Genomic DNA, 26,736 nt, shown 5'->3' with positions numbered 1-26,736 from the left:
GATTGGAAACAGCCACCTTTTTTGTATTTTCAGGAAGTAGTTTCAGAAGATTCTCTAATATAAATTCCATAGAGCCATTTTCACAGAACCTGTCTGCCGGCTATTGTTTCAACCCGAAAAAATCCAATTAAGTCAAAAGTAAACCGTTCTTCACAAATCCGTATAATGAGCTGGGTATCTCGCCATATTTGACCCACAAATTCATCAGGAAGGCCTTCTTAAGTGCTCAGATTCCTGTATTTTAAATATACTTACAACCAAAACAATTAAGCAAATGTCCATTTCTATTCCTACTATCATAAGCATTGCTGTGCCATTGCTATGTGTGTTTTTTTACAAATCTTTATTTCGTCTGTTGGGAATAATCATTGTGCCGGAAGACCGGATCGGGCTTGTTACTAAAAAGTTCGTCTTATTTGGAGACAAGAAGTCTTTGCCGGAAGGCCGCATTATTGCCATTGAGGGAGAAGCCGGATTTCAGGCAAAACCGCTCGCTCCCGGGATTTATTTCTGGTACTGGATCTGGCAGTATGATATTACACTTCAGCCATTGACAATTATTCCTACCGGAACAATCGGGTTAGTTCTGGCCAAAGACGGAAAAGAGCTTGAAACAGGATTTATTCTGGGTCGTAAAGTAGAATGTGACGGTTTTCAGGATACAGAAGCATTTTTACGAAATGGTGGCAGAAAAGGCCGGCAGTCGGCAGTCATCACTGCGGGGTCCTACAGGATTAATACATTCCTGTTTGATGTGGAAGTTACCAGTATGATCGAAATCCATGAAAACATGGTAGGAATTATCACAACAATGGATGGTGCATCAATTGAAGCAGGACAGATTGCCGGGAAATGGGTAGATGGTCATAATAATTTTCAGGATGCTGATGCCTTTCTGAGCAAAGGAGGAAATAAAGGACTTCAGCAACAGGTGATTCTGGCAGGATCTTATAACCTGAATCCCTGGTTTGCGAAAATTCAGGAAATCCATATGACCGAAATTCCGATTGGAAATGTTGGTGTAGTTATTTCATATGTAGGGGAAGAAGGTGTTGACGTCAGCGGTTCAGAATTTAAACACGGAAACATATTTTCCAAAGGCTTTAAAGGTGTTTGGGCTGAACCACTTGGTCCTGGAAAATATCCTGTCAATACTTATATCCAAAGAATTGAGATTGTTCCGACTACCAATCTGGTGTTGAACTGGGCAAGTGCGAGGTCAGAATCACATCAGTTAGACAAAAATCTTTCAACGATAACCGTCCGGTCAAAAGATGGTTTCCCATTTAATCTGGACGTTTCTCAAATTATTCATATTCCAAACTTTGAGGCACCCAAAGTAATTGCCCGATTCGGAAATATGAACAACCTTGTAAGTCAGGTTCTGGAACCAACAATCGGTAACTATTTCCGTAACTCCGCTCAGGATTCAGATGTAATCTCCTTCCTTGGTTCAAGAAAAGAACGTCAGGAAACAGCCAGAAGATATATCGGGGATGTTTTATCTCAGTACAATGTAAACGCTGTAGATACATTAATCGGAGATATTGTTCCGCCTGAATCATTGATGAAAACGCTGACTGACAGAAAGCTGGCAGAGGAGCAAAAAGTAACCTATGAAACTCAGAAACTGGCTCAGGAAACACGCCAGGCATTGGAAAAAGAAACTGCCATTGCTGAAATTCAGAAGGACATTGTTAAAGCTGATCAGGGTGTTGTTATTGCTGAAAGAGTTGCAGATGCCTCAGTGAAAAAAGCACAGGGAGAAGCACAAAGCGTAAAACTGCAAGCGGGTGCGGAAGCGGAGCGTGTAAAAGTTGCCGCCAGTGCGGAGTCTGAACGGATTAAGTTAATCGCAAATGCGGAAGCGGAGAAAATCAGTAAAACAGGTGCCGCGGAGGCCGGGAAAATTCTGGCAATCGGTAAAGCAGATGCTGAGGCCTATCAACTTGCGGTTTCAGCGATGGGTGAAAGTAATTTCACACAATTGAAAATCACGGAAAGTATTGGTAAAGAGAAGATTAAAGTAATTCCTGATATTTTAATTACAGGTGGTTCCGGAGACCAGAATGGCGCTTTAAGTGGTTTGTTAGGATTACGATTAATGGAGGAAGTCGGCAAAAAAGCAGAATCGGTTTCATCAAAATCCACCAAAGAAGAGAACCAGTAATAATTGATTACTTAATGGGATTGAAAAGCGCATTTTCAATCCCGTTTTTGTCAAATCCTCAAAACTTATCCAGCAGTTTCATCAATTCTTCTTCTTCAATCTTTGTGAGCTTTATTTCAACCACCTGATTTGCTTCAACGATATATTCCTTGATAAAGGCAAATATCGTTAATTCGCTTGTTGCTGCTATGGAAACGATCTTAACATGTTCTCCGACAGGAACAGGTAATGAAATATCGCCGTACACCTGGGCTAACGACTTGATTCTGTCAAAATACATGAATGTATAGATATATGAGATATTCGGAAATTCTGAAACAAATTTCACATTGGTTTTAGCGCCCTGAAAATCATAGAACCTGTCGCAATTTATCCAACCCAATTCTCTGGGAAACATCTGATATGCTTTCTGTCTGAAAAGTATTTGAGATACGGAATCTTTTGGCGCACCGGATGAATCTGAGGGTACCCAGTTTACAATTCCTTTTGATTCCTTTCCATAAAAAATACTCATCCTGGTGTCAACAGAATCCGCTGATATTATGACAGAATAACCTCCCGGAACAACTGTTAAACTCTGGTTATCTTTGAACGCCTTTATATTTATCTCTCCTCCGGTTACCAGTAATCTCTTATCGGAAACAGTAGGCATCTGGTTCGTTATCATGTCTTTAGGAGTAAGCAGTTCAATAATCTCCAGATCTACCGGATATTGAACAACCCGTCCATTCTCATCCACAAAAGTATTTGGCATAAATTGAAGAGAGGTACCGCCTTCACATTTTACAGTAGAATCAGGTTTAAGTTTTAAGGTGGCTTTTACAGGCTTTTTCTTCCATTTCATAAAAAGCGTGATGGGTGGTGCCGCAATAGCCTTAAGCTTCAGCTCATCCGCCGCTTTTTCTGCAACTTTAACTGCTTCAGGATCTTCTTTCTTCAAAACATCAAAACGTTCTTTGGAACAGGAACACATAACAAATACTACCAGAAATGGCAGAAAAGGGCCGAGGGATTTTAGAACTTTATTCTTCATATCAATTTATTGTTTAATATAGACGCGGACATTTATTGCTTTTATTCTGTTTAAATATCTGGGAAGGACAAACCAGTAAACCGGCTTCCAGATAACTCTCATTCCAGAGGATATTATATTTTACTTCTCCGAAAAAACGAATGGTCTTATTCCCATATGAAATGCCCATGCCGGCTTCAGGAAGGATGTTATTCCGGCCGGAATTGGATTTTTTGGTTTCTACATAGTCAATCCAGCGATTATACTCTACTCCTGCTGCGAGGTAAATATCAGGACGGGTTCGCTCATATAACGGTTTACGGCCATTGATTTTTTCATTTCCTTCTATGAGCAGGAAATGAAGGTTGGCTCCACCGTATAATTCATGGATCTTGTTAAATGACGGGACATACTTAACCTGCGGAACAAGTTCAACCCTATCCCAAACAGGAATTTGCGCCCTGACTCCTATTCCAATGTTTTTCAAAGGAATATTATACATTCCGGACACTCCGTAAAAAATCTCATTCTGAGCTTTGCTGTAAAAATTTGTGGAAGCAATAAGTAAAACTATTATACATATCTTTAAAACAGAAGGGTAAAATAATCGCATAGAATATAATTTAAAAATAAATCCGGGTTAGTTTTAAGCGTAATAAAAACTGGTAAATCTTTGAATAATAAAATCCGTAAGTCTTTATATCATTGAGATTAAACTCAAAGTAAAACAAAATTTCCGACATCCTTATCCTCGCTTACGTATATTTATTAAGTGGCTCGGAACGGATAACGCTGTAAATACACGTCTAATTAAAGATATCCGGCATTTAACTCATTGTTTCAATGGGTTATCAGGTTTTTTCTTCCGGAAAGGCTCCTGATTTAAGTCAAAATAAAAATGGCCGGCATAATGCCGGCCATTTTCAGGAATTCAGAATTTTATAATTATCGGGCTTATTTTGCCGGTTTTGTATAAAACTGGTCAATAAACAAATAGCGGTCTCTGTGTTTCTCAGTCATGGCTTTCGACTCAACATTCAAATGCATCACTTCCGCAGGAACGTTAGGTGTAACAGCCGGCCATTTAGGCAGGTCTTTTCCGTTTGGATTATGAGTTTTAATGAAGTTGGCAAAGTACTCCTGCATGGTTTTAGATACTTTATAATCATCTGCCGTCCAGTCATATACTTTATTTGAAGCAAGGTTTCCTAAAGCATACTCAATTTCAGCAGAGTGAACAGCCCCACGTGCAGGAGGCATTTTCGGAGCATCTCCCTTCACTACACCTCCGGCCAAACCGGCGCTGGCATTACCCATCTCAGCTCTCATAGCAGGTCTTGGTCGGTCATACATATATCTGTAAACAGGGTGTTTTCCGGTTTTGCTATGTAAATCACTCCATTTCCAGGTACTGAAACCAATAAATCTATCACTTGATAAATTAGTAGCTGCCTGTGCAACATCTTCATCCGTTGAAGCAGGGTATAATTTCAGAACCTCCTCTGCTTTATCATTGTAAAGCGCTTTTACTGCTTTTTCATAATTTTCTTTCGTTGGTTTTTCTTTTCCTAATATTCCGAAAAAGCCCAATTCCTCCGAATTCCAGCCTACTAATAATGGTACTTTCGACTGCATTCCTTCTGTGTAAAGTTCCATCGGAGATTTCGGAAAGAAATAATTGTCAACATTAGCCATAAATCTCGGAACTCCTGGTTTAGCGGTAGCTTCAAGCAACTGTTCTGCAGGAATAGCTCTCAATTCTGCCAGTGTTTTCGCTCCGGCAATTTCAGCAAATTTAATTCCGATTTGTTCTCCTTCAGTAAGAGAAATAGCTGGTAACGTACCAAGCATTGAGCCACTTTCACCTATCGCTGCAGAGAATAAATTCTGAGAAAGTGGTGAAACCATTTGGGCATTTACTGAAATTGACCCGGCAGATTCTCCGGCAATTGTTACTCTTTTAGGATCTCCTCCGAAAGCAGCCACATTTTCCTGAACCCATTTCAATGCAGCATACTGGTCCAAAAAGCCATAATTCCCTGAAGAATGTGTTGGAGACTCTTTACTCAACTCAGGATGAGAGAAAAATCCGAAAACTGTCAGACGATAATTAACGGTTATAGAAACGATACCCTTCTGAGCCATACTTTCGCCATCATAACGTGGTTCTGAACCATCACCCGCCATAAGTCCGCCTCCGTAAAAATATACCAGTACAGGCAGACGCTCCTTTGATGAATTTGCAGGCGTCCATACATTCAGATACAAACAATCTTCGCTTACCCCGTCTGAACGGAAACCCATGTCACCGAAAAGGGCTCTCTGCATCGCTCTCGGTCCGAATTTATCTGCTTTACGAACACCAGTCCAATTCTTTACCGGTTGCGGCTCTTTCCATCTTAAATCTCCGACCGGAGGCGCAGCGAACGGAATGCCTTTGAATGAACGTACTCCGGTATTTTTATCCAAAACACCTTCAAGCTGTCCGTTCCTGGTCTTTGCGCGTGCCTGAGAAAGCTCATCCTGCGCCTGCGCTGCCGACAAAGACGTTAATAATAGTAAAAAGGCAAAAATTCTTTTCATAATCAGGGATTGTTTTAGTAAGAAAATGGAATAATGAAACGATTCTTAACAAGATATTAATCAGGCAATTACAAGAAAAACTTATTATTGTCTCATTTTGTGACAATAATAGAGGAATTATTATTAATTACCAAAAATCCGGCCAGATACTCCGATTTTTTTTTGTTAATTGCGGGTAAATTATTTGAAATGAAGAATCAGCAACCTATTGAAGTAATTACTCATGACGGCGAAGGCTTACTTCCCGGATTAGCCATTGATGCCGTAATTTTCGGGTTTCAGCAAAATCAGCTGAAGATCCTGTTACTTGAACATAGTAACACGGGATTATTTGCGCTGCCCGGTGGTTTTATCCGCAATCAGGAAAATCTGAATGATGCTGCCAGAAGAGTACTTGCCCAGAGAACCGGATTACAGAATATTTACCTTGAACAATTTTATGTTTTCGGAGATTGCAGCCGTCATAACGCTGAGACTTTGCGAAAGATCATGATCGGAAAAGGGAATATTCCGACAGAAAATCACTGGCTGCTGAGAAGATTTGTTTCTGTCGGATATTATGCCTTGATTGATTTTGAGAAAGTAGTTCCTGTTTCTGATTTTCTTTTTGACAATTGCAATTGGTATGACCTTGAGAATCTTCCGGATCTGATTCTCGATCACAGAGATATGGTAGATAAAGCCCTTGAAACACTGAGAGCAAATCTTGACAGTAAACTGATTGGTTTTAATCTGCTGCCCGAAACCTTTACGATGGCAGATTTACAAAGTCTGTATGAAACAATTTTAGGAGAAAAACTACGCAGAACCAGCTTTCAGCGTAAAATATTAAGTCTGGAAATATTGGAACGGCTCGACAAGAAATGGACCGGAGAAGCTCATAAAGCTCCTTATCTGTACAAATTCATTAAAGATCAGCTATAAAGTTTCCTGATCAGCCAACACTTAAAAAGGGCAGATCAGATGAGACTGACATGCCCTTTTACTAAAATATAAAATGTCTGGTTTTTAATTCAAACTTCCTCTGAAAGGCATAAATCCTGATAAAAAAGCTTCTTCTTTCGCTCTTACAATTACCTGGATTCTATGACTGAAACGACAGAAATCACATTTAGCCTGATGATGAATTGCCATTAACTGGTTAATCATCTGTTCATCTTTCTCTCTGATTTTAAGGCTTGCTTCCTGATACAGTCCGATTCTTTCTCTGATGTCTTTTTCTCCCGAACTAAACTTTTCAAGGAAGGTACTGATCAGCGCATTATTCTTTGAGAAAACGTTAAATTGCATTTTGGAAAGATTGAGTGTCTCAGCCGTTAAACGGAGCTTTTCAATCCATAATTCATAATCTTTCAGCATAGCGGACAAATTAATCTGCCCTGAGGTAAAGAACGTCTCACAACATTCATTCGATTGATTTTCCATAAGTTTAACCGGTATGTTTATATAAATTCACCTGAATATCAATTCTATCTGCAATTTAATATGTATTTTGGATTTTTAGAAGAAAAAGCCGAATTTGATAATCGGTAAATGATCTTCTTCTGAAATTGAATACATTGCTGAAATCACGGCCACGTTAAATGGAGCGAACCAGAACCCGCCTCCGTAAGCATGATGCCATTTTGATGAGCTTTCATTCCGGCTCCAGACTCTCCCGATATCGTTAAAAGCCAGGATGCCTGCATAAGCCGGGAAAAAGTAATTTCTGACATTAAATAGTTTTAACCCGACTTCAGTATTATTGTAAAAAGAGGACTGCCCGGCAAACCTGTTTCTTCTGAAACCTCTGATATTGGATAATCCGTCAAGATAATTGGCCTGATAAAATTCATAATCTGTAAAATTGACGGCTCCCCCGAAACGGGTTGCAAAAATTACAGTTGCCGGAATTCTGGCTGACCAATAAAAAGCAAGATTCGTTTTCAGATTCATATATTCGTCCCTGGCAGAAGAACTTATACCATGTTGATACGTTGAAGCAAAATCCCATAAAATACCTCTGGTAGTCCAGATTTTTGAATCCCGGTTATCGATTGTGAATCCTGTTTTTACACCAAGGAAATCCTTCTTTTGATATACATCAGAACCGGGAGGTGCATATTCACTGAGGTAATGACCTGGATTTTCATCAATTTTAAAGGCATTCTGAATAACGCCATAGGAAAACACTGTTTTTCCCAGGTGATTTCTGAACATGACTGAGCTTTCGTAATTACTGTAATTAAACCGATAATAATCTATCTTCTTCTCTTTCTGATAAACCGTTTCATTTCCTATTCCGAAGAAATTACTGGTCATACTCGACTGTTGTACGGTAGATTTCAGTTCCAGATCCGTTGACCCGATTAAGTCAACAAATTCTCCGGTATAAGAAAGGTTAAAAGCATGAGTATTAAAGGCAAAATCACCCGATAAACTATGCTGACTGGCAAAAGGTTCTTTCCGGAACCCCTGTCTGGTATATTGCAAACCCGCTCCCGCAAAGATACCATCGTCCGGATTATAGGCAAAAGTCAGAAGCGGAGACAAACGGTCATACTTAAAGGAAAGCCGATCAAAATCATTGTCTCTCAAATACTTATCAGAAGTCATATCTTTTACCTCCGAACGGTTATAAATCGTTGTTCCCTTAATCCAGTCATAAATATAATCTTTTTTCCTTCCTTTTCTGATTCGGGAACTGTCTGCAAACAGGTCATTTCCTTTTCCTCCGAATAAGCGCAATTTTATAGCTCTTTCAGCCTCTCCATTTATGGTAAATTTATCAGCTCCGTCCAAACCCCAGATTCTTATTTCTCTGGTAAACTCCGGACTGAAAATTCTGTGATACAACTGTCTTGGTACTTCATCTTTTTTCGGATTATCGAATATGCTCACTTCGGTCTGCCCATCTTCCAGCCTTTTTACCTGAATAGTTTCACTTTTATTACTTCCCAGAATATCGACTTCTTTTGCCAGAAAATCATGCTGAATTAAAGCATAATCAGGCAAATGGTCTCTTCTGGATTTAAGTCTTTCGGCGATCAGCGCCGCATGATCATCCGGTTTCGGTAAATTTGTTACAGCAGAATCTATCAGTTTATCGCTCAGTTTCTGTTTAATTTCAACAGCCATATTCAACCAGTCTTCCCGGTTCATTCCGGTAAGAAAAGAGCGGTCAAAATACCTGGCGTTAAAATTCAGTCCGGGGACATCACGGATTTTACTATGAAAACCCTGTAATTTGGGCATAATCCATTTCCGGGAAAGTAAATTCAGTAAAATCCCGTCTCCCAAAAAGAAAGCCTGGTCTCTGTCTCGGGGAATTGGTTTCAGAATCAGCTCTTTTCCTTCCTCAAAACCCGCCCAACGCCATTGGTCGTCATGCCTGTCCCAATCGCCAATCAGCATGTCAAAAAGCCTTGCTCTCAAAACCTCTTTCTGATCTACCCGGTTATGATTATCCTGCGCCAGTTTTTCTACGACCTTCGGTGTTGAATAGTTTTTGGAAGAACCCTGAAAACCTTCGTCCGGTCTTTCCTCAAACAATGCCAGCTGGTTAGAAAACTGTTTTCTGTACTGTCTTAAAGTCGTATCTTCAGGAATAACTACCAATCTTGGATTGGTATGGAAAACTCCGGCGGCTTCAGCCAACGGCGGAATGACCAATGCGGCAAAAGGATGCGCTGCAGAAACCTGATCTCCGACAATATCCAGTGTAAAAGGGCTGAGAAGCGGAGGTGGAATAGCCTTTTCAGGAAACTTTTCAATGGAACGGGTAACAAATTTACCGCCGTTCCCGGCTTCATATCTTAGTGAAAGTGTCTGAAATCCCCCTCCTTTCTGAATAATATGCAACCCTCCCTGTTCTTCCTGAAAATTAAGCATCGGTACTGTAATAGGTTTTGTCCAGATATCCCGGTAATTTTTACCCAAAAACAGCCTTTTTAAACCTTTTGCCTTAAATTTCTTATTGGGCACTACTGTCAGCGATTTCAATTGATTTTGACGAAACTCCTCCCTTTGCTGAGTCAATCCGGATTTAACATTCAGCTCTGTCCTGAATAATTCTTTGCCTTCCTGCCCGTCTCCTTCATAGAAAAGCAGCATTATTTTACCATTTTCATAAAAATCCAGCCGGGCAAAACCTTTCACTGAAGCCACAAATTTTGTATCCTTTCCCTCCCTCGCCGCAGAACTTTCTGAGGCGGCACCAGAGGTAATATAATTAATTGAATCTCTGACAATTAATTGCAGATTATGGTCATGACCGTTTGCATAAATTACATTTTTATGGTTTTTCAGAATGTTAACCAATCCATTTCTCATTTCCTGATATTTCGGATGCTGAATATCCTGAATATTTCCGATAAATTTCCGGTAAAGCGGATAAACAGACCCGATTATGGGTAAAGGGATATTCAGACCCAGGGCATGAAGCGGCAGCAAATGATCTTTCAAAGTAAAATACCCTCCGTGCGAACCATGTGAATACATCGGATGATGTCCCATGACCAGCACTCTTTTATCCCGGTTTCTTTCCAGGATATCACTGACAGCACTGAATAGCCCGTCAAGGCTTTTTACCTCGCAGTCCGATTCAGGCCCGGGTTTATCCCATTGATGAAGAGGCCATTGCGTATCGAGTAAAATAAGACTCAATTGATTATTTACATAGATTTCCTGTGGCGTAGGGCAACCTCCTTTCGGGAAGAAAACCTTATCATCCTGCAGAAATTCTTCTACAAACTTTTCCTGATTTTTAACATATTCCCAGCCATTTCTACCGCCTTGCTGCCAGTCATGATTTCCGGGGACGATAAAAGATTTTCCTGCAAAATCCCTGATTATCTTAAGCTGTTCTGAAAGTCTTAATTCTGCCTCAGCTCTCTGATGGTTACCTTCCTCTACCAGTCCTTTCGGATAAATATTGTCCCCCAGCCATACGAGTGTCCCATTTTTACCGGATTTTTGTAATTGTGTCTGCAAGGACCTCAATACAGGATCCTTCCCTCCATGTATCGGTTCACCTCCGTCGCCCATCAAAAAAACAGAGTAAGCCGGCCCTGTATTTTGTGCAGAAAGCGGTATCTGAATGAGTATAAAAATAAGTAAGCTGTAGATTTCTTTTTTCATCTGGTCCAGGTTTTCTGTAATCGGAATTATTTACAAGACCCAAAACACTATTCCTCTGAAATACAAGCCGGTATCATCCCGATACTTCTAATTAAGATCAATAAAATAGGATATTCCAAAAGCAATTACCGATACTACAAAACCAAACATAAAAATATTATAAGAGATTCTGAGCATTTTATATTTATGAGCGAGAATCTGTCCTAAATCATAAAGATCTTTGGTCATTGAAGCATATAAAAAATCGGAATCATTCATCATTTTGTTGATTCCCGATTCATAATCCTTCAGTTCCATTTTATAAAAATTTCCGAAATACAGAATATTTGCCGTTTTATTATCAATCTGTTCCTGGGTAAAAATTCCCTTTGCCAGTTTGGGTCTGGTAGCCAGAATAGCAAAAACGATGGTTAAAAGACTGACAATTGTCAATAAAATAATCGGAATAAGCAATCCCGGCAAATCATCGAGTTTTCTTACTAAAATACTGATTACCAAAGAAACAATTACAGCATTTATAGAAATCATAATATGTGCTTTATGATCCGCCAGAGCAGCAAGGTTGAAATGATTTACAGAGGTAGATTTAAACATTGTCTCGACCCCTCTTACAGGCAGATCGGGCTGCTTTTTCAATATCGCAACCTCCTTATTTTCAGCAATCTGCATTCCTTTACGACTCTTTCCTACCTCATTATCAATCAGATCCGGCAAAACGATATCTTTCTTCCCGATATTTTTTTCAGACTTTTTCTCCTTTTTTTCCTGTTTCAGCTCATCCAGTTTCAGAAGAATCCTGCCTATATTCAGGGCTTTTTTATCTTCAAAATTTGCTTTACCGTAAGGACTGAAATATTCCACAGCGTTAATCTGCGCAAGGATGTATTTCAGCCATTTGCGCTTACCGATATGTCCTGTTGAAAAAATGGTTTCTTCCCTCAGCTTTTCCAGTTGTTCAAACAGATTATCCTGTGCATAAAAAGCATTAAAAACATCACACATAATCATTTCCGGCAGGTTTCCTGGTCTTTCAGGTGGTTTAATGACTTTGATGAATTTCAGGACTTTTTTGATCTTTCCGGCATCATAATCAATGCTTTTCAAAAAATCTTCGGCCATTTCCGCACTTCTCTTTTCAGGGGTATCATTTCCATTGGTATAACCTAAATCTATAAACCAGACAGCAACCATCAGTTTTTCAAAATCCTCAGCTTCCAGATCCGATTCAGCCCCAATTTTTCCGGCCAGTTTTACCGAATCAACAGTATGGGCATAGTTATGAAAAGAATATCTGACAGGCAGAGCATTCAGAATGGGTTCAACATGATTTTGCACAGCCTCAAGTACAGACTTCTTCATAAATGGTTTTTTAACGGTAATTTCCTTCTGTTTTCAGTCAGATTTCAATAAATGCTTTGATTTCACAAGCGATTTTCAGCGTTTTCCGGTTTAAAAGTCAGGGGCTGCCGTAACCTTCAATCCGATTCCAGTGAAGGTTATCTCTAACCATATTTCATATACGTCAAAGATTCCCCTGTTTTTCCGGAATGATGAAACTGATTACCTGTTTTAAGTTTCTTTTCTTTGATCTTTTTAATGTACAGAAATTTACAAAGAACTAAGCAAATTTAATAATTCCAGCCGGAAATGCGGGAATTATTAAAACTGTGTTCTTAACAGACAGGTCTATTTTAAATTATTGAATAAGAAAAGTACAACTTTGTTTCGGATGTACTCCGCATCAAACATCTTTCCAAAATGTGGCGCATCGGGCACGACGATCAACTCATGGCTAAGGCCGTTTAGCTGTAACCAGGAATTTAACAACACAGATTGATTGACCGGAACAGAAGCGTCTTTCTCCCCGTGAATAATCAGAAAAGGAGGATCATTTTTGTCGATATAACTAACAGGACTGGCAATTTTTGCCAAATCCGGCCTTTGCAGGGGAGCAGCTCCCAATAATATGGATACCGGATCTTTTAAATCTCCGGTTATTTTATCTTCATTTCTGATTCCTGCCAGAAAATCAGCAGGGCCGTAAAAATCAACAACAGCTTTTATGCTGAATCCGGCTTTTGCATTTTGCGGATAAAAGGATTTAATCTGGTTATTGTTCGATAAACCAATCAGGGAAGCCAGATGTCCTCCGGCGGAAAAACCCATCAGGGCAAATTTTTCTTTGCTCAGACCATATTTCCCGGCATTATCGTACAAAAATGCTATTGCCTGGTTACAATCCTGCACCTGCGCCGGAAATATTGCCTCTGTGCTGTAACGATAATCAATTGAAGCCAGGGCATATCCATTATCAAGAATTGCTTTCAGGGTATTTTCCATATACCCCATATCGGCATACTTGTTATTGAGCATCCAGGCACCTCCGTGAATCCAGATAACCAGCGGTGTATTTGCCTTTGCCTTTTCCGGCAGATAAATGTCTAAAAGATGCTTTTTCAAGGTATCATTTGCATAAGGAACGTTCTCTATAACCCTGGTATTGGGAGGAAAAAGTCGTAAAACAGGATTTGAAGACTGTGCTTTTCCATGGAAACCTGTAAAAATCACCAGCCATAAAGTAAGCTGAAATAAAGATTTGGAACGTAAGGTTTTAATCATTTTCATAGTTTTTAATTTTCAGGAGAAATGAGAATATCTGCTAAGAATCCAGGCCTAAAATAGATTTTACAGATATTTTCATAAAGATAAACGGTTAATTTTATTCTGAAAATAATCAGGCTTTGCATTGTAGAATCAGACCATTATTTCACAATTTTTCCCGAAATCATAGTAATTCCGCTACGCTGGATAAATAATAGCAATGGAAATATTGCAATGTTCAGCTTTTACTTACATTTACCTTGAATGATAACTATAAATCATTGGTAATCAAAGAAAACCATACCATGAAAACAATCATACTGAGCATTTTCCTGATCTTTATCGGGTCTGAAATAATCCTGTCACAAACAATTTCTCATCAAAACCCGAATACCATTGTGCTGGTACATGGTGCCTGGATGGATGCTTCCGTCTGGGATAAGGTTGTTCCTGTTCTCCGATCAAAAGGACATGAGGTAATTGCAGTTAATCTTCCCGGACATGGAAAAGACCAGACTGCTCCGGAAAAAATTCAACTTGATGATTATGTTATTGCTTTGAAAAAGGCTATTGGTTCCAGGAAAAACGTTACACTCGTCGGACACAGTATGGGAGGAATCGTAATCAGTCAGGCAGCAGAGCAAATTCCTGATCAGATTCATCAACTGATTTATGCAGGAGCGTATTTACCTAAAAACGGAGAGGCAATTATTCAGCTTGCCGACCTTGATAAAGGAAGCCTGATCGGAAAATACCTGAACATTGATAATCAACATGGTTCCGGAAGCATTGCCAAAGACGGTATTAAAGAAGTTTTTGCTGCTGATGCTCCGGAAAATGATGTCAGTAAACTGATTAAAAATCATAAAGCCGATCCTTTAAGTCCGCTGGCCACTCCGGTCAGCTTAACGGATTCCCGTTTCGGAAAAATACCAAAAACTTACATATATACTATTAATGATCAGGCGGTTACTTATTCACTACAACAAATAATGGTGAAAAATTATGGTTTAACAAAAACCTATAGTTTGCCAAGCAGCCATTCTCCCTTCTTTTCTATGCCGGGTGTTCTGGCAGCGATTATTTTGCAGGAAAGTCTTTAAAGTTATTCCGGAAAATCAATAAAAGTCCTGATTCTCCGGAATGATAAAACGGATGTTTTTATTTAGTTAACTCCAGTCTTCTGGCATTTTTCTGTGCTTTTAAGGCAAGCTCTGTTGCCAGAAAACAATGTTCCTGCGACATAGCTGTTTCAGTTCTGTTTAAGACATCATTAACAAGTTGTTCTCCGTACGGAAGAGGTTCTTTACTGCAATCCATATAAACCGTTTCCTTCTGATTTACCAGAAAAAGGTGGCTTCCTCCTTCCCGGCCGGCAATGTCAATATTCTTGCGAATTTCAATATAACCTTCTGTCCCTAAAATAGTTAATCTTCCATCACCCCAGGTTTTCAATCCATCCGGCGTAAACCAGTCAACTCTGATATAACCTGTTCCTTTGTCTCCTTTGAGCATCAAATCTCCAAAATCTTCAAATTTAGGATATTGAGAATGGTTCACATTTCCAATCTGAGAAGCTACCACTTCTGCCTTGGTAGAACCGGTAAAAAACAAAAACTGATCACACTGGTGCGAGGCAATATCGCAGATAATTCCTCCAAAATGTTTGCTGTCGAAAAACCAGGCAGGGCGGGAACTGGCGTTAATTCTGTGAGGTCCTAAACCAATCGTTTGAATTACAGTACCGATGGCTCCGGATTTTACCAATTCTCCGGCTTTTACCGTAGCACGGTTTTCAAATCTTTCACTGAACATGATAGAATAAATACGACCGGTTTCTTTCTGGACTTTACGCACTTCTGTCAATTGTTCAAGGGTAGTGATTCCCGGTTTATCAACCATAAAATCTTTGCCATGCTTCATAACTCTGATTCCCAATGGGGCTCTTTCATCTGAAATTGCGGAACTTAAGACAAGCTGTATCGTTTTATCTTCCAGAATTTCCTTCTCTCCTGATGCAAGTTTCGCCTGTGGATATTTCTTTGCAAAAGCTGTCAGTAAATCGGCTTCTTTGGCATAATATGAAACAAGCTGTCCTCCACCTCTGATCACTGCTTCTACCTGCGAATAGATATGCCCGTGATTCATTCCGATTACTGAAAATCTGATTCTGGGTTCAGCATAAACCTTTGGCAAATCCTCCGGAAAAGAAGATGTTTTGGAATGGCCATAGGCTTCTGATCCGATGGCAGAACCTACCATTAATCCTGCGGCAGTGCCTAATGAGTTTATTAGAAATGAACGTCGGTTATTCTGTTGTTTTTCCATCAGTTAAATAAAATTTTAGTACAAGTTTTGAATGTGCTGAAAAGATAAGAAATGCTGTAATTTCATCATTTTTTCATTTTATGCAATCGGTTGCTTTATGCATTTATCTGTTAAAGTCTTAAGTGTTTAATCTTTACCCAATTTTTATAATATTTTTAACAACTTAAGAAAAAACCCCTGATTTTATACTGATTATCAGCATATTACAAAAATTCATCCGGAAAACTTCATAAAACAGGTCATGCAACAATCCATAAATTAAGTACATTCGCTGAAATTATGAAATACAAACGGGATACTGTTTAAAGAACTTCTGAAAAACTATTTTAAAATCTCCTGTAGCATACCATTTAACTGAATTTTATAAACAATCTTCCTACTATGAACTGCAAAGTATTACTCAAAACGCTATTTTTCTTTATCATTTATTTTTGTTTCACTACTGTTTTACCGGCCCAGAAAAGTCCTTCCAAATTTAAGGTCATTGCTTTTTATACGGCTAAAAATGATCAGGCTCACATCAGCTATGTACATGAAGCGAACCGGTGGTTTCCGGAAATAGCAAAGAAATATCATTTTACTTATGACTCAACGAATAACTGGAACAATCTTAATGCAGAGTTTCTTGCCAAATATCAGGTAGTGCTTTTTCTCGACACCCGCCCCGAAGAACCTGCTCAAAGAGAGGCTTTTCAAAAATATATGGAAAATGGCGGTGCCTGGATGGGTTTTCATTTTGCAGGATTCGCCCTCACTCCTTCTACATATCCTCAAAACTGGGACTGGTATCATAATCAGTTTATCGGTGCCGGTTCTTATAAAGGAAATACCTGGAGACCTACTTCAGCTATTTTAAGGGTGGAAGATCCAAAACATCCGGCAATCAGACACCTTCCGGCAACATTCAAGTCTTCTCCGAATGAATGGTATAGCTGGACTAATGATTTGCGCAAAAATCCTGATATTAAGATCCTTTTGTCAATCGACTCTACAAGTTTTCCATTGGGAACCGGCCCCAAATTGCATGAAATCTGGCATAGTGGCTATTATCCGGTGGTTTGGACTAACAAAAACTATAAAATGCTTTACGTCAATATGGGTCATAATGATATTGATTATGAGCATAAGACAAACAAAGAACTTTCTTTCCAGTTTGCCAATGAGACTCAAAACAAGCTGATTATTGATGGGTTATTATGGTTGGGGAACCGGGCAAAGCGTTAATTGTAACTACATTGTAACTACATAGAAACATTGTAACCACATAGGAGCATAGGGCACATAGAAATATTATTACCACATTGTAACCACATAGGAACATTGTAACCACATAGGAACATAGGGCACATAGAAACATAGGGCAAGATAGCAGATACATATAGGTGCATAGAAAGGAAAGGGTGGAAAGAATTGAAACTTCCTGCTCCTTACTCTGTCGGGTATCAGGTATAAATAAAAATAGAGGTCAGTTAAACCATTTTATCAGGTTTATTTCCAATTAGCTCAAGGGTCCTTTAAAATAATTGTTCCAACTTTTCAGTAATATTTCATGAAGCTATCAATTATTTTATGGGCCTTATTGCTTTGGCAAATTGGTTTTGCTCAGACGAATAATTACTGGGAAATTAAAGGCAGAGTTCTTGATGAAAAACAAAATCCTGTTGAGTTTGCCAATGTATATGCAAACAATACCTCATTACATACTGTCAGTAATGAAAAAGGGGAATTCAGATTAAAAATCCCTAATACTATTCCTAAAATAAATCTGATTATTTCCTTTACCGGATTCGCTGCGATAAATCATACAGACCTCACAGTTCGGCTCAGGTCTAATATGCTGGAGGAAGTTAAAGTTGTTGCTAAAAGAGACAAGAGCTTCAAACATAAATGGAGGATTTTCGAAAGCGGGTTGCTGGGTGAATCTGAGTTTACCAGAAGTTGCAAAATACTCAATGCGGATGTTATTCATTTACAATACGATGAAGATAAAAATGTAGTAGCCTCCGCAGAAGAACCATTCTATATTCAGAATAATGCTTTGGGTTATAAAATGACTCTGCAAATGTCTTTGTTCATTTCTAACGGCATTGAAACCTATTTCACCATCGACAAGTTTTTTGAGAAGCTACAACCTGCCAGCGAGGAGCAAAAGATTTTGTGGGAGACAAACCGAAAAAAAGCCTATCAGAATTCATTTCGCAGTTTTCTTGTTTCACTTTCCCATAATAACGTGCAGGAAGCCTGTTTTGTCATTTTTAAAACCAATCACCTTAACAGAAAGTTTATTGCCAATAATAATACGATAGGAAAAGAAATTGCCTATCAGAATATTTCCAAATGTGATTTAGAGGATATATTCTTTTACGATGAAACTAATGAGGAATATGTACTTCATTCCGATAAACCTCTGATGATATTTCTTACGGATATTCCTGATTATCAGAACATATATCTCGACTATCCTTATAAATATGCGACGGTTGTCCTCCCCAATTCATCTATGTCATTTACTAAAAACGGCTGGATTCTAAAACCCAACAGGGTCTCTTTGCACGATTACTGGGGAAATGAAGGCTTTTCTGTACTTTTACCCGATGACTATGGCACAGAGTCTGAGTAAGAGCCGGGGCATAAAAAACGGAGACTGAAAACAAGTTTCAGTCTCCGGTAAATCAAAGGAAATTTCATCAGAAATACTAAAGGATATCTCCAACCAATGTGGTAACAGAACGGGCAGGAATGGTAATGACCTGATCCGATTTCGTTAATGCCGCAGGTTTTAAATCTGCATCTTTTGAAGTAATAAACGGACGAACAGCCGTTACCTTCAGATTTCTGATAGCAAGTTTTATATTGACCGGATTGATTCCTGAGTTTACAATAACCGTGACAAGCTGTTTTGCTGCAAGGTCTTTATAGGAAGAAACCAGAAACAGATTGCTTTGAGCGTCAGCGTTTTCAAGCGAGGCTGAAATACGCTCCGCTCCGGGTCTGATAAATCTGCTGAAATTGCCAAAGCCCCACAACATTTTACTGGTATTAAAACTACCGTCTGTTTTCGCTTTATCAATATAAATCAGCCCATCCTTATAGTCGTAAGGAGAAATCGCTACCCACCAGTGCCATGCCGAAGCATTTCCGTTTACCAGGTCATTATGGATAGTTCTTGCCACATACAATGCCGGATCAATACCGAGGTCTTTTTTATTACCGTTCATTTCACCGGAATTATCCCCAAGAATACAATATTCTGACATCCAGTACTTTAAAGAAGGAATAGCAGAAACACTTCCGGCCAATTGTCTTCTTTTTTCCGAAGCCTGTTCAAAAGGAGAACTGGTGAAATAGCTATGTCCGGAAATTGCTTTTTCAAGATTAGGCAGATTTCCGAGGTAATTAGGAGAATCCGTTCTGAAAAAATCTGTAACCTGATTTCCTTTCACAGGATTATTGCCGGCAGAATAAAGAAAGTCAAGCTGCCCTGCTTCTGCCACACTAATTTTGGTCGAGAGATTTTGTTTAATCAGACTTGCACTGAGTGATCGGGTAATGCCGGCAATTTCACTGTTATTAAAAGGCGTTCCTTCCTGTCCGCCATCACTCCATTCCCACTGAGGTTCATTGACCGGACTTATGTAGTCAAACAAAATCCCTGTTTTATTTTTCACCCCTTTGATAACATTGGTAAGGAAGCTGGCAAAAGCATCAAATTTATCGACACTCAGATTCGATTTCCCTGCTGTGGCAAAAGCTTTTTTATTGACTGTATATTGAACGGGCGGAGAATTTGTAAAAGCCAGGAACTGATTTACCCTGCGCTTTTTAGCCGCATTCAGAAACCATATTTGTCCGGCTTGTCTATCCCAGTTATAACTTCCGTCATCATTCAAGAAGGAATCCGCCCTTCTCCATTCATCGCCAATACCGCTTCCCTCATCTTGCAGGGTACTTCCTGCTCCGATATTGAAGCGCCAGACAGATAATCCTATTCCCAGAGGCTGGCCATTAGCGGTGGTATCCTGACTAAAAAGCAAATCCGCGATTGCATTTCTTCCGGCATCAGGCCAGTTTCCTACAAACTGACATGACCAGGCATCCGAAGCACCGAAATGATCTATTTTCTGGTATGTTCCGGAGGCATCAATCGTTATGACAACCTCCTTATTTTCCAGACCGGATTTTGCATTATCTGAGCTGATCTGCGCTTTAGAACAGCCTGTTACTGAAAATAGAAAACCGTAAATCAGCAGCCATTTCTTCTGCCGTGCGAATAATGATACTTTTTGTCTTTGCTGCGTTCTTAAACTCATTATTTTAGATTTGTGATTGACCGGCATTACAGCCTTTATTCATTTTAAAGCAGACTAAACTGCCAATTCTGATTAGTATTTCCTGAATATTGCCATTGTAAAATTCCTGCACCATTGGCTGTGCTCTGACCATTTACATCAAATACTTTTCCGCTGTGTTTGGCGACAATGGCATAGTATCCTCCTCCAATGCTCACAATTGCAAATTTCTGATTATCTCCTCCGTAATAATCCCATTGCTCAAGGTATGCGCCATTACTGTAAGCGGTTGCTCCTCCGTTCACATCGAGACCTTTACTGCTATGCTGCGCAATAAATTTATACACACCCGGATCTGTTTCTGAAATAATCCATTTCTGGTTACTCCCGTTTGCCCAATCCCATTGCTGTAATATGGCTCCGTTGGTAGTGGCAGCCGCGTTGATATCCAATACTTTTCCGCTATGTCTTGCCGAAACTTTATAAGTAGAACCGTTTGTTACCGGAATCATACTCCAGCCGTACTGGATTCTGGCAAGGGCTGAAATATTATTAAGCGACATTACTGATCCATTGAAAGTAAATAAACTATAGCTGTCTCCATCTCTGAGACCCGGCCAGTAAATACTTCCCATCTGGCTGCTTTTGATTTTATTAGTCATTCCCTGCAAATAGGCAACCTCAACGTCACCATTTGCTGCTCCAAGATAGTTTTTGCCACCTGTAAGTCCGGCACCAAATTCAGTTACAATGGTACGGCTGCCATAACTTCCGATGTGGTTCTGTACATTCTGTTCCCAGGCAGAGGGAGTTGTAAGGTTTCCGCCAAACCATGTATAATTATGCAAGGATAACAAACAACTGTTGAATCGGCTGTCCGCCCCTATATCTGTTACATTATCAGCATAGCCCGTACCATCCAAAATAATCCTGTCTCTCGGAACATTCGGATAATTAGTGAGGAAATCCGCATAAAGTGTTCTTAATTCAGTGGAAGAATAACCGTATGGTTCATTAAATACTTCAAAAAGCACTTTATCATTTGAACCGTATTTGGTAATAACGGTTTGCCACATATTCCAGAACTGGGTGCTGTCATCAACCTTTCCGTCTTTCGAAGAAGCAGATTCCCAGCAGCACAACACCACATTCATACCTTTACCGGTAGCTTTGTCGATCGCTCCGGTATAGGCATTCCACCATGATTCCAGTACAGAGTTTGGGTTGATCGGAAGTCTGATCGTATTCGCTCCTGCATTTTGAAAACCTGTCAGAACAAGATCGGATTTCGTCTGAACAGCAGCATAATTATCAGAAGCACTCAGTCCGGAAGGAATAACCCATCCGTCCACAAAATTGTCTCTGCCATCAGCCCAATTCATTCCTTTGACAGTATTGGCAACTACAGCAATCCGGCTGCTACTGTTTTGAAGCACCTTTGTATCATTCCGGATTTCACTCAAATTCATTTCGCTCTTGCAATTGCTAAGCAAACAAGCGATACTGAGGACTGTTAACAGATTTGTTCTTTTCATAGTTAGTTATAATCAGAGTTGTATTTAGTTTAGATAGAAACACCTTCCATTCAATCAAATAAGGTGAGGAATGGAAGGTGGTAAATTTATGGTTTAATATCCGGCCGTTTGTGCCAGTTTTCCGTTGGAAGCCTGAATTTCTGCTCTGGGAATCGGAAGGAAATAATTCTTTTCTTCAAAATGACGACCAGTCAGCGCCTCTTTGCGGTTATAGGTAACTGTATTGCCGTTTTTGATCACTTCAATACCGTATGCAGGAACATTTTCGGTAACGCCGGCAACCTTCCAGCGACGAACATCATAATACCGGTGTTCTTCAAAGGCCAATTCTACCTGGCGTTCCCGACGGATTATTTCCCGCATTTGAGCCTGAGATAAACCTGCCTGCAATGCCGGCATATTTACACCTGGTCTGTTTCTTATAGAATTTACTGCCGTATAAACTGTCTGATCCGGTCCGGCCGCCTCATTCTGTGCTTCTGCATAATTCAGGAGTATTTCGGCATATCTGAAATAAATCCAGGGTTGAGTTCCTGCAATATCCCAGGGATTATCAATCGGCAGGTTGTCATTCATGAATTTTTTAAGATAATACCCTGTTTTCGAAGTATTCCAGTTAGACGGGCCATCCTTACTGTCTTTCCCTCCCGGAAGATAGGATTGAACAGAGTTTGCTCTGTAATCTGCATTATTGTAAAGCACCGTCATGTAAAAACGAGGATCTCTGTGCTTATAAGGGTCCTGAGGATTATATCCCGAGGCAGGGTCGGTAATAGGCTTGCCATTATCCATTTCATAAGAATCCACAAAGTTCTGAAGCGGCACATTTCCACCCCATCCTCCATAACTATTCGGACCATTTGAAATTTCCAGACATACGTGACGTGCACCTTGTGTGTATAATCTTTCAAAAATGATTTCCGGGTTGTTTTCCGGAGTCAGGAATAACTTATCATAACCATTTGAAAAAAGGCTGTATTTTCCCATGTCCATAACTTCTTTGGCAGAAGCCGCTGCCGCCTGCCAGGTTCCGGTATTGTACAAAGGACTTGCTGCATACAATAACAACCTCGACTTTAATGCCAGTGCTGCCCCTTTTGTAGCTCTTCCCAATTGCCAGGAGTTACTGTTATTTACAGGTAAAAGTTTACTTGCCTCATCTAATTGTGCCACAGCATAGTCGATACAATCCTTGATGGGAGATTTGGTATAAATCGGTGCGTTGGCAAAGTCATCTCCCAGCTCAAGTACTTTATCGCTCATCAAAACTACTCCTCCGTAATTACGGATAAGATCCTGGTAACGAAATGCACGAAGAAATTTTAATTCTCCCGTCAGACGGTTTTTCTGTGCCACACTCATCGGTACTTTTGCAATATTGGTAAGGGCATAATTAATTTCCCTGATACTGCGATAACTTCTTCCCCAAAGTGTACCGGCAATTCCGGTATTTTCCGGAGCTAGCTGCCCTTTTTGTACAAGCCAGGTATTATCGTCATTGTTATAAATAGACTCATCTGTAAGAGAAGACCACATGGCATATTCGAAACCTCTTCCAAATCCCGGAGGGGTACCTTCCGCTTCTTTATCAGTTAATCTTACGCCCATGTAACGGTTTATTACATAAGATTCGAATAAAGATGAATCGGTAAGAATGGAGGCATCAGAAACTCTGTCCGTCGGAACGACATTCAGAAAATCCGTTTTACAGGCAGAAACAGAAAGGAATATCCCTGCAAGAATGGATGATACAGCAATTATATTTTTAGATTTCATTTTCAGATATTTTAACATTAAAACTTAACATTTACCCCAAGATTGATGATTCTCTGCTGCGGATAAAACTGACCGCTGGTACTGTTTCCTTCAGGATCATAATCTTTCACACCTGTAAATGTCAGGAGGTTGAAGGCGTTGGCATACACACGAATCTGTTGAATTTTAAGCGAACTCAGCAAAGATTTAGGCAAAGTGTATCCAATTTCAACATTTTTCAAACGGACGAAAGAAGCATCATTTAACCAGAAAGTACTGTTATACAAACCTCCGTTAATGGAAGAAGAAGCTCTGGTATCTACACGCGGATAAGTTCCGTCAGGATTACTCGGACTCCAGCGGTTATCTGCCCAGCTGCTGTAGAAGTTCCCTACCTGACCTGATTCCGGCAATACATACTGGCTCACTTTAGCCTGTCCGGATAAAACAAAAGAAAGATCGAAGTTTTTATAACCTGCATTGAATACAACGCCATACATAATCTGAGGCACATTTCCGTATTCTGTTCTGATCTGGTCATCTGCTGTAATCTTACCGTCTTTGTTATAATCCTCCAGAATTAAGTCTCCTAGTCTGGCTCCGTTTACATGCGGATATTTATCCAGATCTGCCTGTGTTCTGAAAATACCTATGGCATTATACAATTGATAGGTGTACAAAGGACGACCTGTCTGACGCTGATAAGGCAAAGCTCCCGCAGCTTCATCTATGAATACCACATTACTTTTGGCATAAGTAAAATTCGCAGAAATATTATACCTGAAATCTCCGGAATGGCTATACCCAACGCTGGTTTCAAAACCGCTGTTATCTACTTTTCCGATATTCTCATCAGGAACCAGTGCTCCTGAACCGTAAGGGTTAACTATTCCGGAAATATTAGGAATAGAAGCATTTCTGGTGGCAAGAATGTTAGAACGCTGCTGCTGAAAATAGATAAACTCCCATGAAATATTTCTGAACAATACTGCATTTAAACCAAGATCCATCTTTTTAGCAACTTCCCAGGTAATATCCGGATTAGCTAATTTGGTCAGGTCAATACCCGGGTGAATTACATTCGAACCGATTACATAGGTATTATTGAAGGAATAATTGTTATAATACTGGAACTGACCAACGTTATCATTCCCCAATGAACCATAAGAAGCTCTCAGTTTCAGGTCATCGACACCTTTTACCCTGTTTTTAAACCAGGGTTCTTCAGAGATTCTCCAGCCTGCCGAAACAGATGAGAAGAAACCATACTGTTTACCTTCCGGGAAAATAGAAGAGCCATCCACACGCGCCTGCACTTCTGCCAGGTATTTCTCATTGAAATTATAAGCGATTCTGCTGATATAACTTTTTCTGGTGAAGTTATAACTGCTTCCATAGTTGTTTTTATCAGTTGCAGCAGCTCCACCCTGTGATAATTCCGGTGTTGAAACTGTCGGGTAATTGATTCTTGAAGCACCGAACTTTTCCTGTTTGTTCTGGCTTTGCTCATATGATACCAGGGCAGTGATATTATGCTTTCCGGTATGTAAAGCATAATTCAGCTTAATGTTCTGCACGATATTCGAAATATTCGTTTCATCCTGCGTTAATGTCGCTGCTCCGGCAGATCCTCCCGTAATCACGCGGTTATAAACATCGTTTGCTTTGTCATATGAATAAAGCGGATATGGCGTATTGAATGTTTTGGTGAAATTATAAGACCTGTCAACCGAGTAAAAACCATCTATTGTTAAACCATTAACAAATGGAAGAGCATAACTTGCTCTCAGTATTCCGTTGAAAACAGTAGTCGGGTTTTTACTGAGTCCTCCGACTGAAGTACCCAGCATCACAGGGTTATTATTTTCAACACCCGTAGAAGGCAGTCCGTTCGGGTAAACTGAAACTACTGTAGGATATGCCCGGTAAATAGAACGGAAGATATTTCCTGCTCCTGAGGTAGGATATTGACGATCTTCCTGACGACCCGCCAATGACAAACTTACTTTCAAACGTTCAGTAATATTGGCATCTACGTTAGACCTGAAATTATACTGGTTGTATTGAGTTGCTCCGTTTTTGTACAATCCATCCTGGTAAATTGTCCCGATCGACAAATAGTATTTCGTATTATCCGACCCTCCGTTGATACTGAGGTTATGCTGATTTTGAAGAGCTACACTTTTGAGCGTTTCTTTCTGCCAGTCGGTATTAGGGTAATTAATCGGGTCTGACCCATTTCTGAATTTATTGATTTCATCTGCACTGTAATGCTGATTCATCCCTCCTGCCGGATTGTTGTAATAATCAATTTCATTAAGAATTGCAGCGTAAGTGGGGGCATCTGCCAGTTTCGGAAGTCTGGTAGGAGAACTGAAGCCCTGGTTAAAACTATATGAAATGGTAGGTTTACCCTTTCCTCCTCTTTTTGTTGTAACCAGAATTACACCATTCGCTGCCCTGCTTCCATATACGGCGGCAGAAGCATCTTTCAGAATTGAGATACTTTCCACATCATTCGGGTCAAGGCGCTCTAAACCACCAACCTGACCCGGCACCCCGTCAACTACAATCAGTACATCGTTGTTACCTGTAGAAGCAAAGCCTCTTACCGTATAGCTTGATCCATCATAACCTGGTTCACCTCCGCGGTTATTTGCCACAAAACCCGAAAAGCGACCCGCTAAGGAGTTCGATAAATTGGGCTGGGGACTTTTCACAATTTCTGTTCCTTTTACTTCAGAAACCGAACCGGTCAGTGTGGCCTTTTTCTGCGTACCGTATCCTACAACCACTACTTCTGTCAGGGCTGTATTTTCAACATTTAATTTAGCATCTACCACAGATTTTCCGGCAATAGGTATTTCCAAAGGACTATAACCTACAAAGGAAAATACCAATGAACCCGTATTATTCGGGACATTCAGGGAGTACTTTCCGTTTGCATCAGTAGAGGTACCGATGGAGGAACCTTTAAACTGAACACTTGCACCGGGAAGTGCCAGACCTTGTTCGTCAAGTACCGTTCCGCTGATCTTTTTTTCAGACTGGGAAAAAGCCGGAACGGACGTAATAAGCAGCAGTAAAAGATAAAAAAGCAAAGAAAATCCCGGGTTGAACAGGTTCATTTTTGCCGATTTTTTGCAGGGTAAGACCTGCCGGTCAGATAAAGTTTTTTTCATTTCTTAATGAAATTGTTTAAATGGAGAAAAATCGTGAGAATTATTATTGTAATTTTTTGTAGCAAAACTAGGACTATATCTATACAGCATAGGGGGTAAAATCCTTATAAAAAAGGGGGTATTTAAAGAAAAAGGCCTGAACAGATGCTGTTCAGGCCTTTTT

General features: G+C 39.9%; 17 protein-coding genes. 5 read left to right on the top strand and 12 right to left on the bottom strand.

Going from position 1 to position 26,736, the window contains the following annotated elements:
* The first annotated feature begins 274 nt into the window (after positions 1–274).
* The gene (locus BM179_RS00700; protein WP_092010614.1) at positions 275–2,170 is read left to right on the top strand and encodes an SPFH domain-containing protein; all 1,896 of its coding nucleotides are present in this window, start codon (positions 275–277) and stop codon (positions 2,168–2,170) included.
* Between the two features lie 58 nt (positions 2,171–2,228).
* Here the strand turns inward: BM179_RS00700 and BM179_RS00695 are convergent, their stop codons facing one another.
* The 3 genes from BM179_RS00695 to BM179_RS00685 all read right to left on the bottom strand — a co-directional run bounded on the left by BM179_RS00695 (position 2,229) and on the right by BM179_RS00685 (position 5,765).
* Positions 2,229–3,203, bottom strand: a complete 975-nt coding sequence (locus BM179_RS00695) for a hypothetical protein (protein WP_092010611.1) — start codon at positions 3,201–3,203, stop codon at positions 2,229–2,231.
* 13 nt (positions 3,204–3,216) lie between these two features.
* A complete protein-coding gene (locus tag BM179_RS00690; RefSeq protein ID WP_092010608.1) occupies positions 3,217–3,795 on the bottom strand; it encodes a hypothetical protein in 579 nt (192 codons plus the stop codon).
* Between the two features lie 341 nt (positions 3,796–4,136).
* Positions 4,137–5,765, bottom strand: a complete 1,629-nt coding sequence (locus tag BM179_RS00685; RefSeq protein WP_092010605.1) for a carboxylesterase/lipase family protein — start codon at positions 5,763–5,765, stop codon at positions 4,137–4,139.
* Positions 5,766–5,954: 189 nt separating this feature from the next.
* Here BM179_RS00685 and BM179_RS00680 point away from each other — a divergent pair, with 189 nt between their 5' ends.
* Positions 5,955–6,689 carry an NUDIX hydrolase gene (locus BM179_RS00680; protein ID WP_092011951.1) on the top strand — a complete coding sequence of 245 codons (735 nt, stop codon included), beginning with the start codon at positions 5,955–5,957 and terminating at the stop codon, positions 6,687–6,689.
* 84 nt (positions 6,690–6,773) lie between these two features.
* Here the strand turns inward: BM179_RS00680 and BM179_RS00675 are convergent, their stop codons facing one another.
* The 4 genes from BM179_RS00675 to BM179_RS00660 all read right to left on the bottom strand — a co-directional run bounded on the left by BM179_RS00675 (position 6,774) and on the right by BM179_RS00660 (position 13,502).
* Positions 6,774–7,190 carry a hypothetical protein gene (locus BM179_RS00675; RefSeq protein ID WP_143095108.1) on the bottom strand — a complete coding sequence of 139 codons (417 nt, stop codon included), beginning with the start codon at positions 7,188–7,190 and terminating at the stop codon, positions 6,774–6,776.
* A 75-nt stretch (positions 7,191–7,265) separates the two neighbouring features.
* On the bottom strand, positions 7,266–10,883 hold the full coding sequence (locus tag BM179_RS00670; protein WP_092010599.1) for a metallophosphoesterase: 3,618 nt from the start codon (positions 10,881–10,883) through the stop codon (positions 7,266–7,268).
* Between the two features lie 87 nt (positions 10,884–10,970).
* Positions 10,971–12,242 carry a Pycsar system effector family protein gene (locus BM179_RS00665; protein WP_092010596.1) on the bottom strand — a complete coding sequence of 424 codons (1,272 nt, stop codon included), beginning with the start codon at positions 12,240–12,242 and terminating at the stop codon, positions 10,971–10,973.
* A gap of 327 nt (positions 12,243–12,569) precedes the next feature.
* Positions 12,570–13,502, bottom strand: coding sequence for an alpha/beta hydrolase (locus BM179_RS00660; protein ID WP_092011948.1), 933 nt, complete (start codon positions 13,500–13,502; stop codon positions 12,570–12,572).
* Positions 13,503–13,789: 287 nt separating this feature from the next.
* Here BM179_RS00660 and BM179_RS00655 point away from each other — a divergent pair, with 287 nt between their 5' ends.
* Positions 13,790–14,587, top strand: coding sequence for an alpha/beta fold hydrolase (locus tag BM179_RS00655; RefSeq protein WP_092011945.1), 798 nt, complete (start codon positions 13,790–13,792; stop codon positions 14,585–14,587).
* 58 nt (positions 14,588–14,645) lie between these two features.
* Here BM179_RS00655 and BM179_RS00650 read toward each other — a convergent pair whose 3' ends face one another.
* Complete coding sequence (locus BM179_RS00650) at positions 14,646–15,812, bottom strand: Gfo/Idh/MocA family protein (RefSeq protein ID WP_092010593.1); 1,167 nt, start codon at positions 15,810–15,812, stop codon at positions 14,646–14,648.
* 381 nt (positions 15,813–16,193) lie between these two features.
* On the opposite strand from BM179_RS00650, the gene BM179_RS00645 reads away from it, so the two are divergent.
* Positions 16,194–17,036, top strand: coding sequence for a ThuA domain-containing protein (locus BM179_RS00645; protein WP_092010590.1), 843 nt, complete (start codon positions 16,194–16,196; stop codon positions 17,034–17,036).
* Between the two features lie 325 nt (positions 17,037–17,361).
* A complete protein-coding gene (locus BM179_RS00640) occupies positions 17,362–18,432 on the top strand; it encodes a carboxypeptidase-like regulatory domain-containing protein (protein WP_092010586.1) in 1,071 nt (356 codons plus the stop codon).
* 76 nt (positions 18,433–18,508) lie between these two features.
* Here the strand turns inward: BM179_RS00640 and BM179_RS00635 are convergent, their stop codons facing one another.
* The 4 genes from BM179_RS00635 to BM179_RS00620 all read right to left on the bottom strand — a co-directional run bounded on the left by BM179_RS00635 (position 18,509) and on the right by BM179_RS00620 (position 26,573).
* On the bottom strand, positions 18,509–20,122 hold the full coding sequence (locus BM179_RS00635) for a glycoside hydrolase (protein ID WP_177219265.1): 1,614 nt from the start codon (positions 20,120–20,122) through the stop codon (positions 18,509–18,511).
* Positions 20,123–20,166: 44 nt separating this feature from the next.
* Positions 20,167–21,636: an RICIN domain-containing protein gene (locus BM179_RS00630; protein WP_092010580.1), complete on the bottom strand. Its 1,470-nt coding sequence runs from the start codon at positions 21,634–21,636 to the stop codon at positions 20,167–20,169.
* Between the two features lie 93 nt (positions 21,637–21,729).
* Positions 21,730–23,412 (bottom strand): RagB/SusD family nutrient uptake outer membrane protein, encoded by a 1,683-nt coding sequence (locus BM179_RS00625; protein ID WP_092011942.1) that lies wholly within the window; start codon positions 23,410–23,412, stop codon positions 21,730–21,732.
* Positions 23,413–23,429: 17 nt separating this feature from the next.
* Positions 23,430–26,573 (bottom strand): SusC/RagA family TonB-linked outer membrane protein, encoded by a 3,144-nt coding sequence (locus BM179_RS00620; RefSeq protein ID WP_229632869.1) that lies wholly within the window; start codon positions 26,571–26,573, stop codon positions 23,430–23,432.
* Positions 26,574–26,736: the final 163 nt, after the last annotated feature.

Source organism: Pseudarcicella hirudinis (genome assembly GCF_900115665.1).
In the GTDB taxonomy this organism is placed as follows: Bacteria; Bacteroidota; Bacteroidia; order Cytophagales; family Spirosomataceae; genus Pseudarcicella; species Pseudarcicella hirudinis.
Note: the sequence above shows the minus strand (reverse complement) of the source record. Positions and strands in the feature narration are given on the sequence as shown.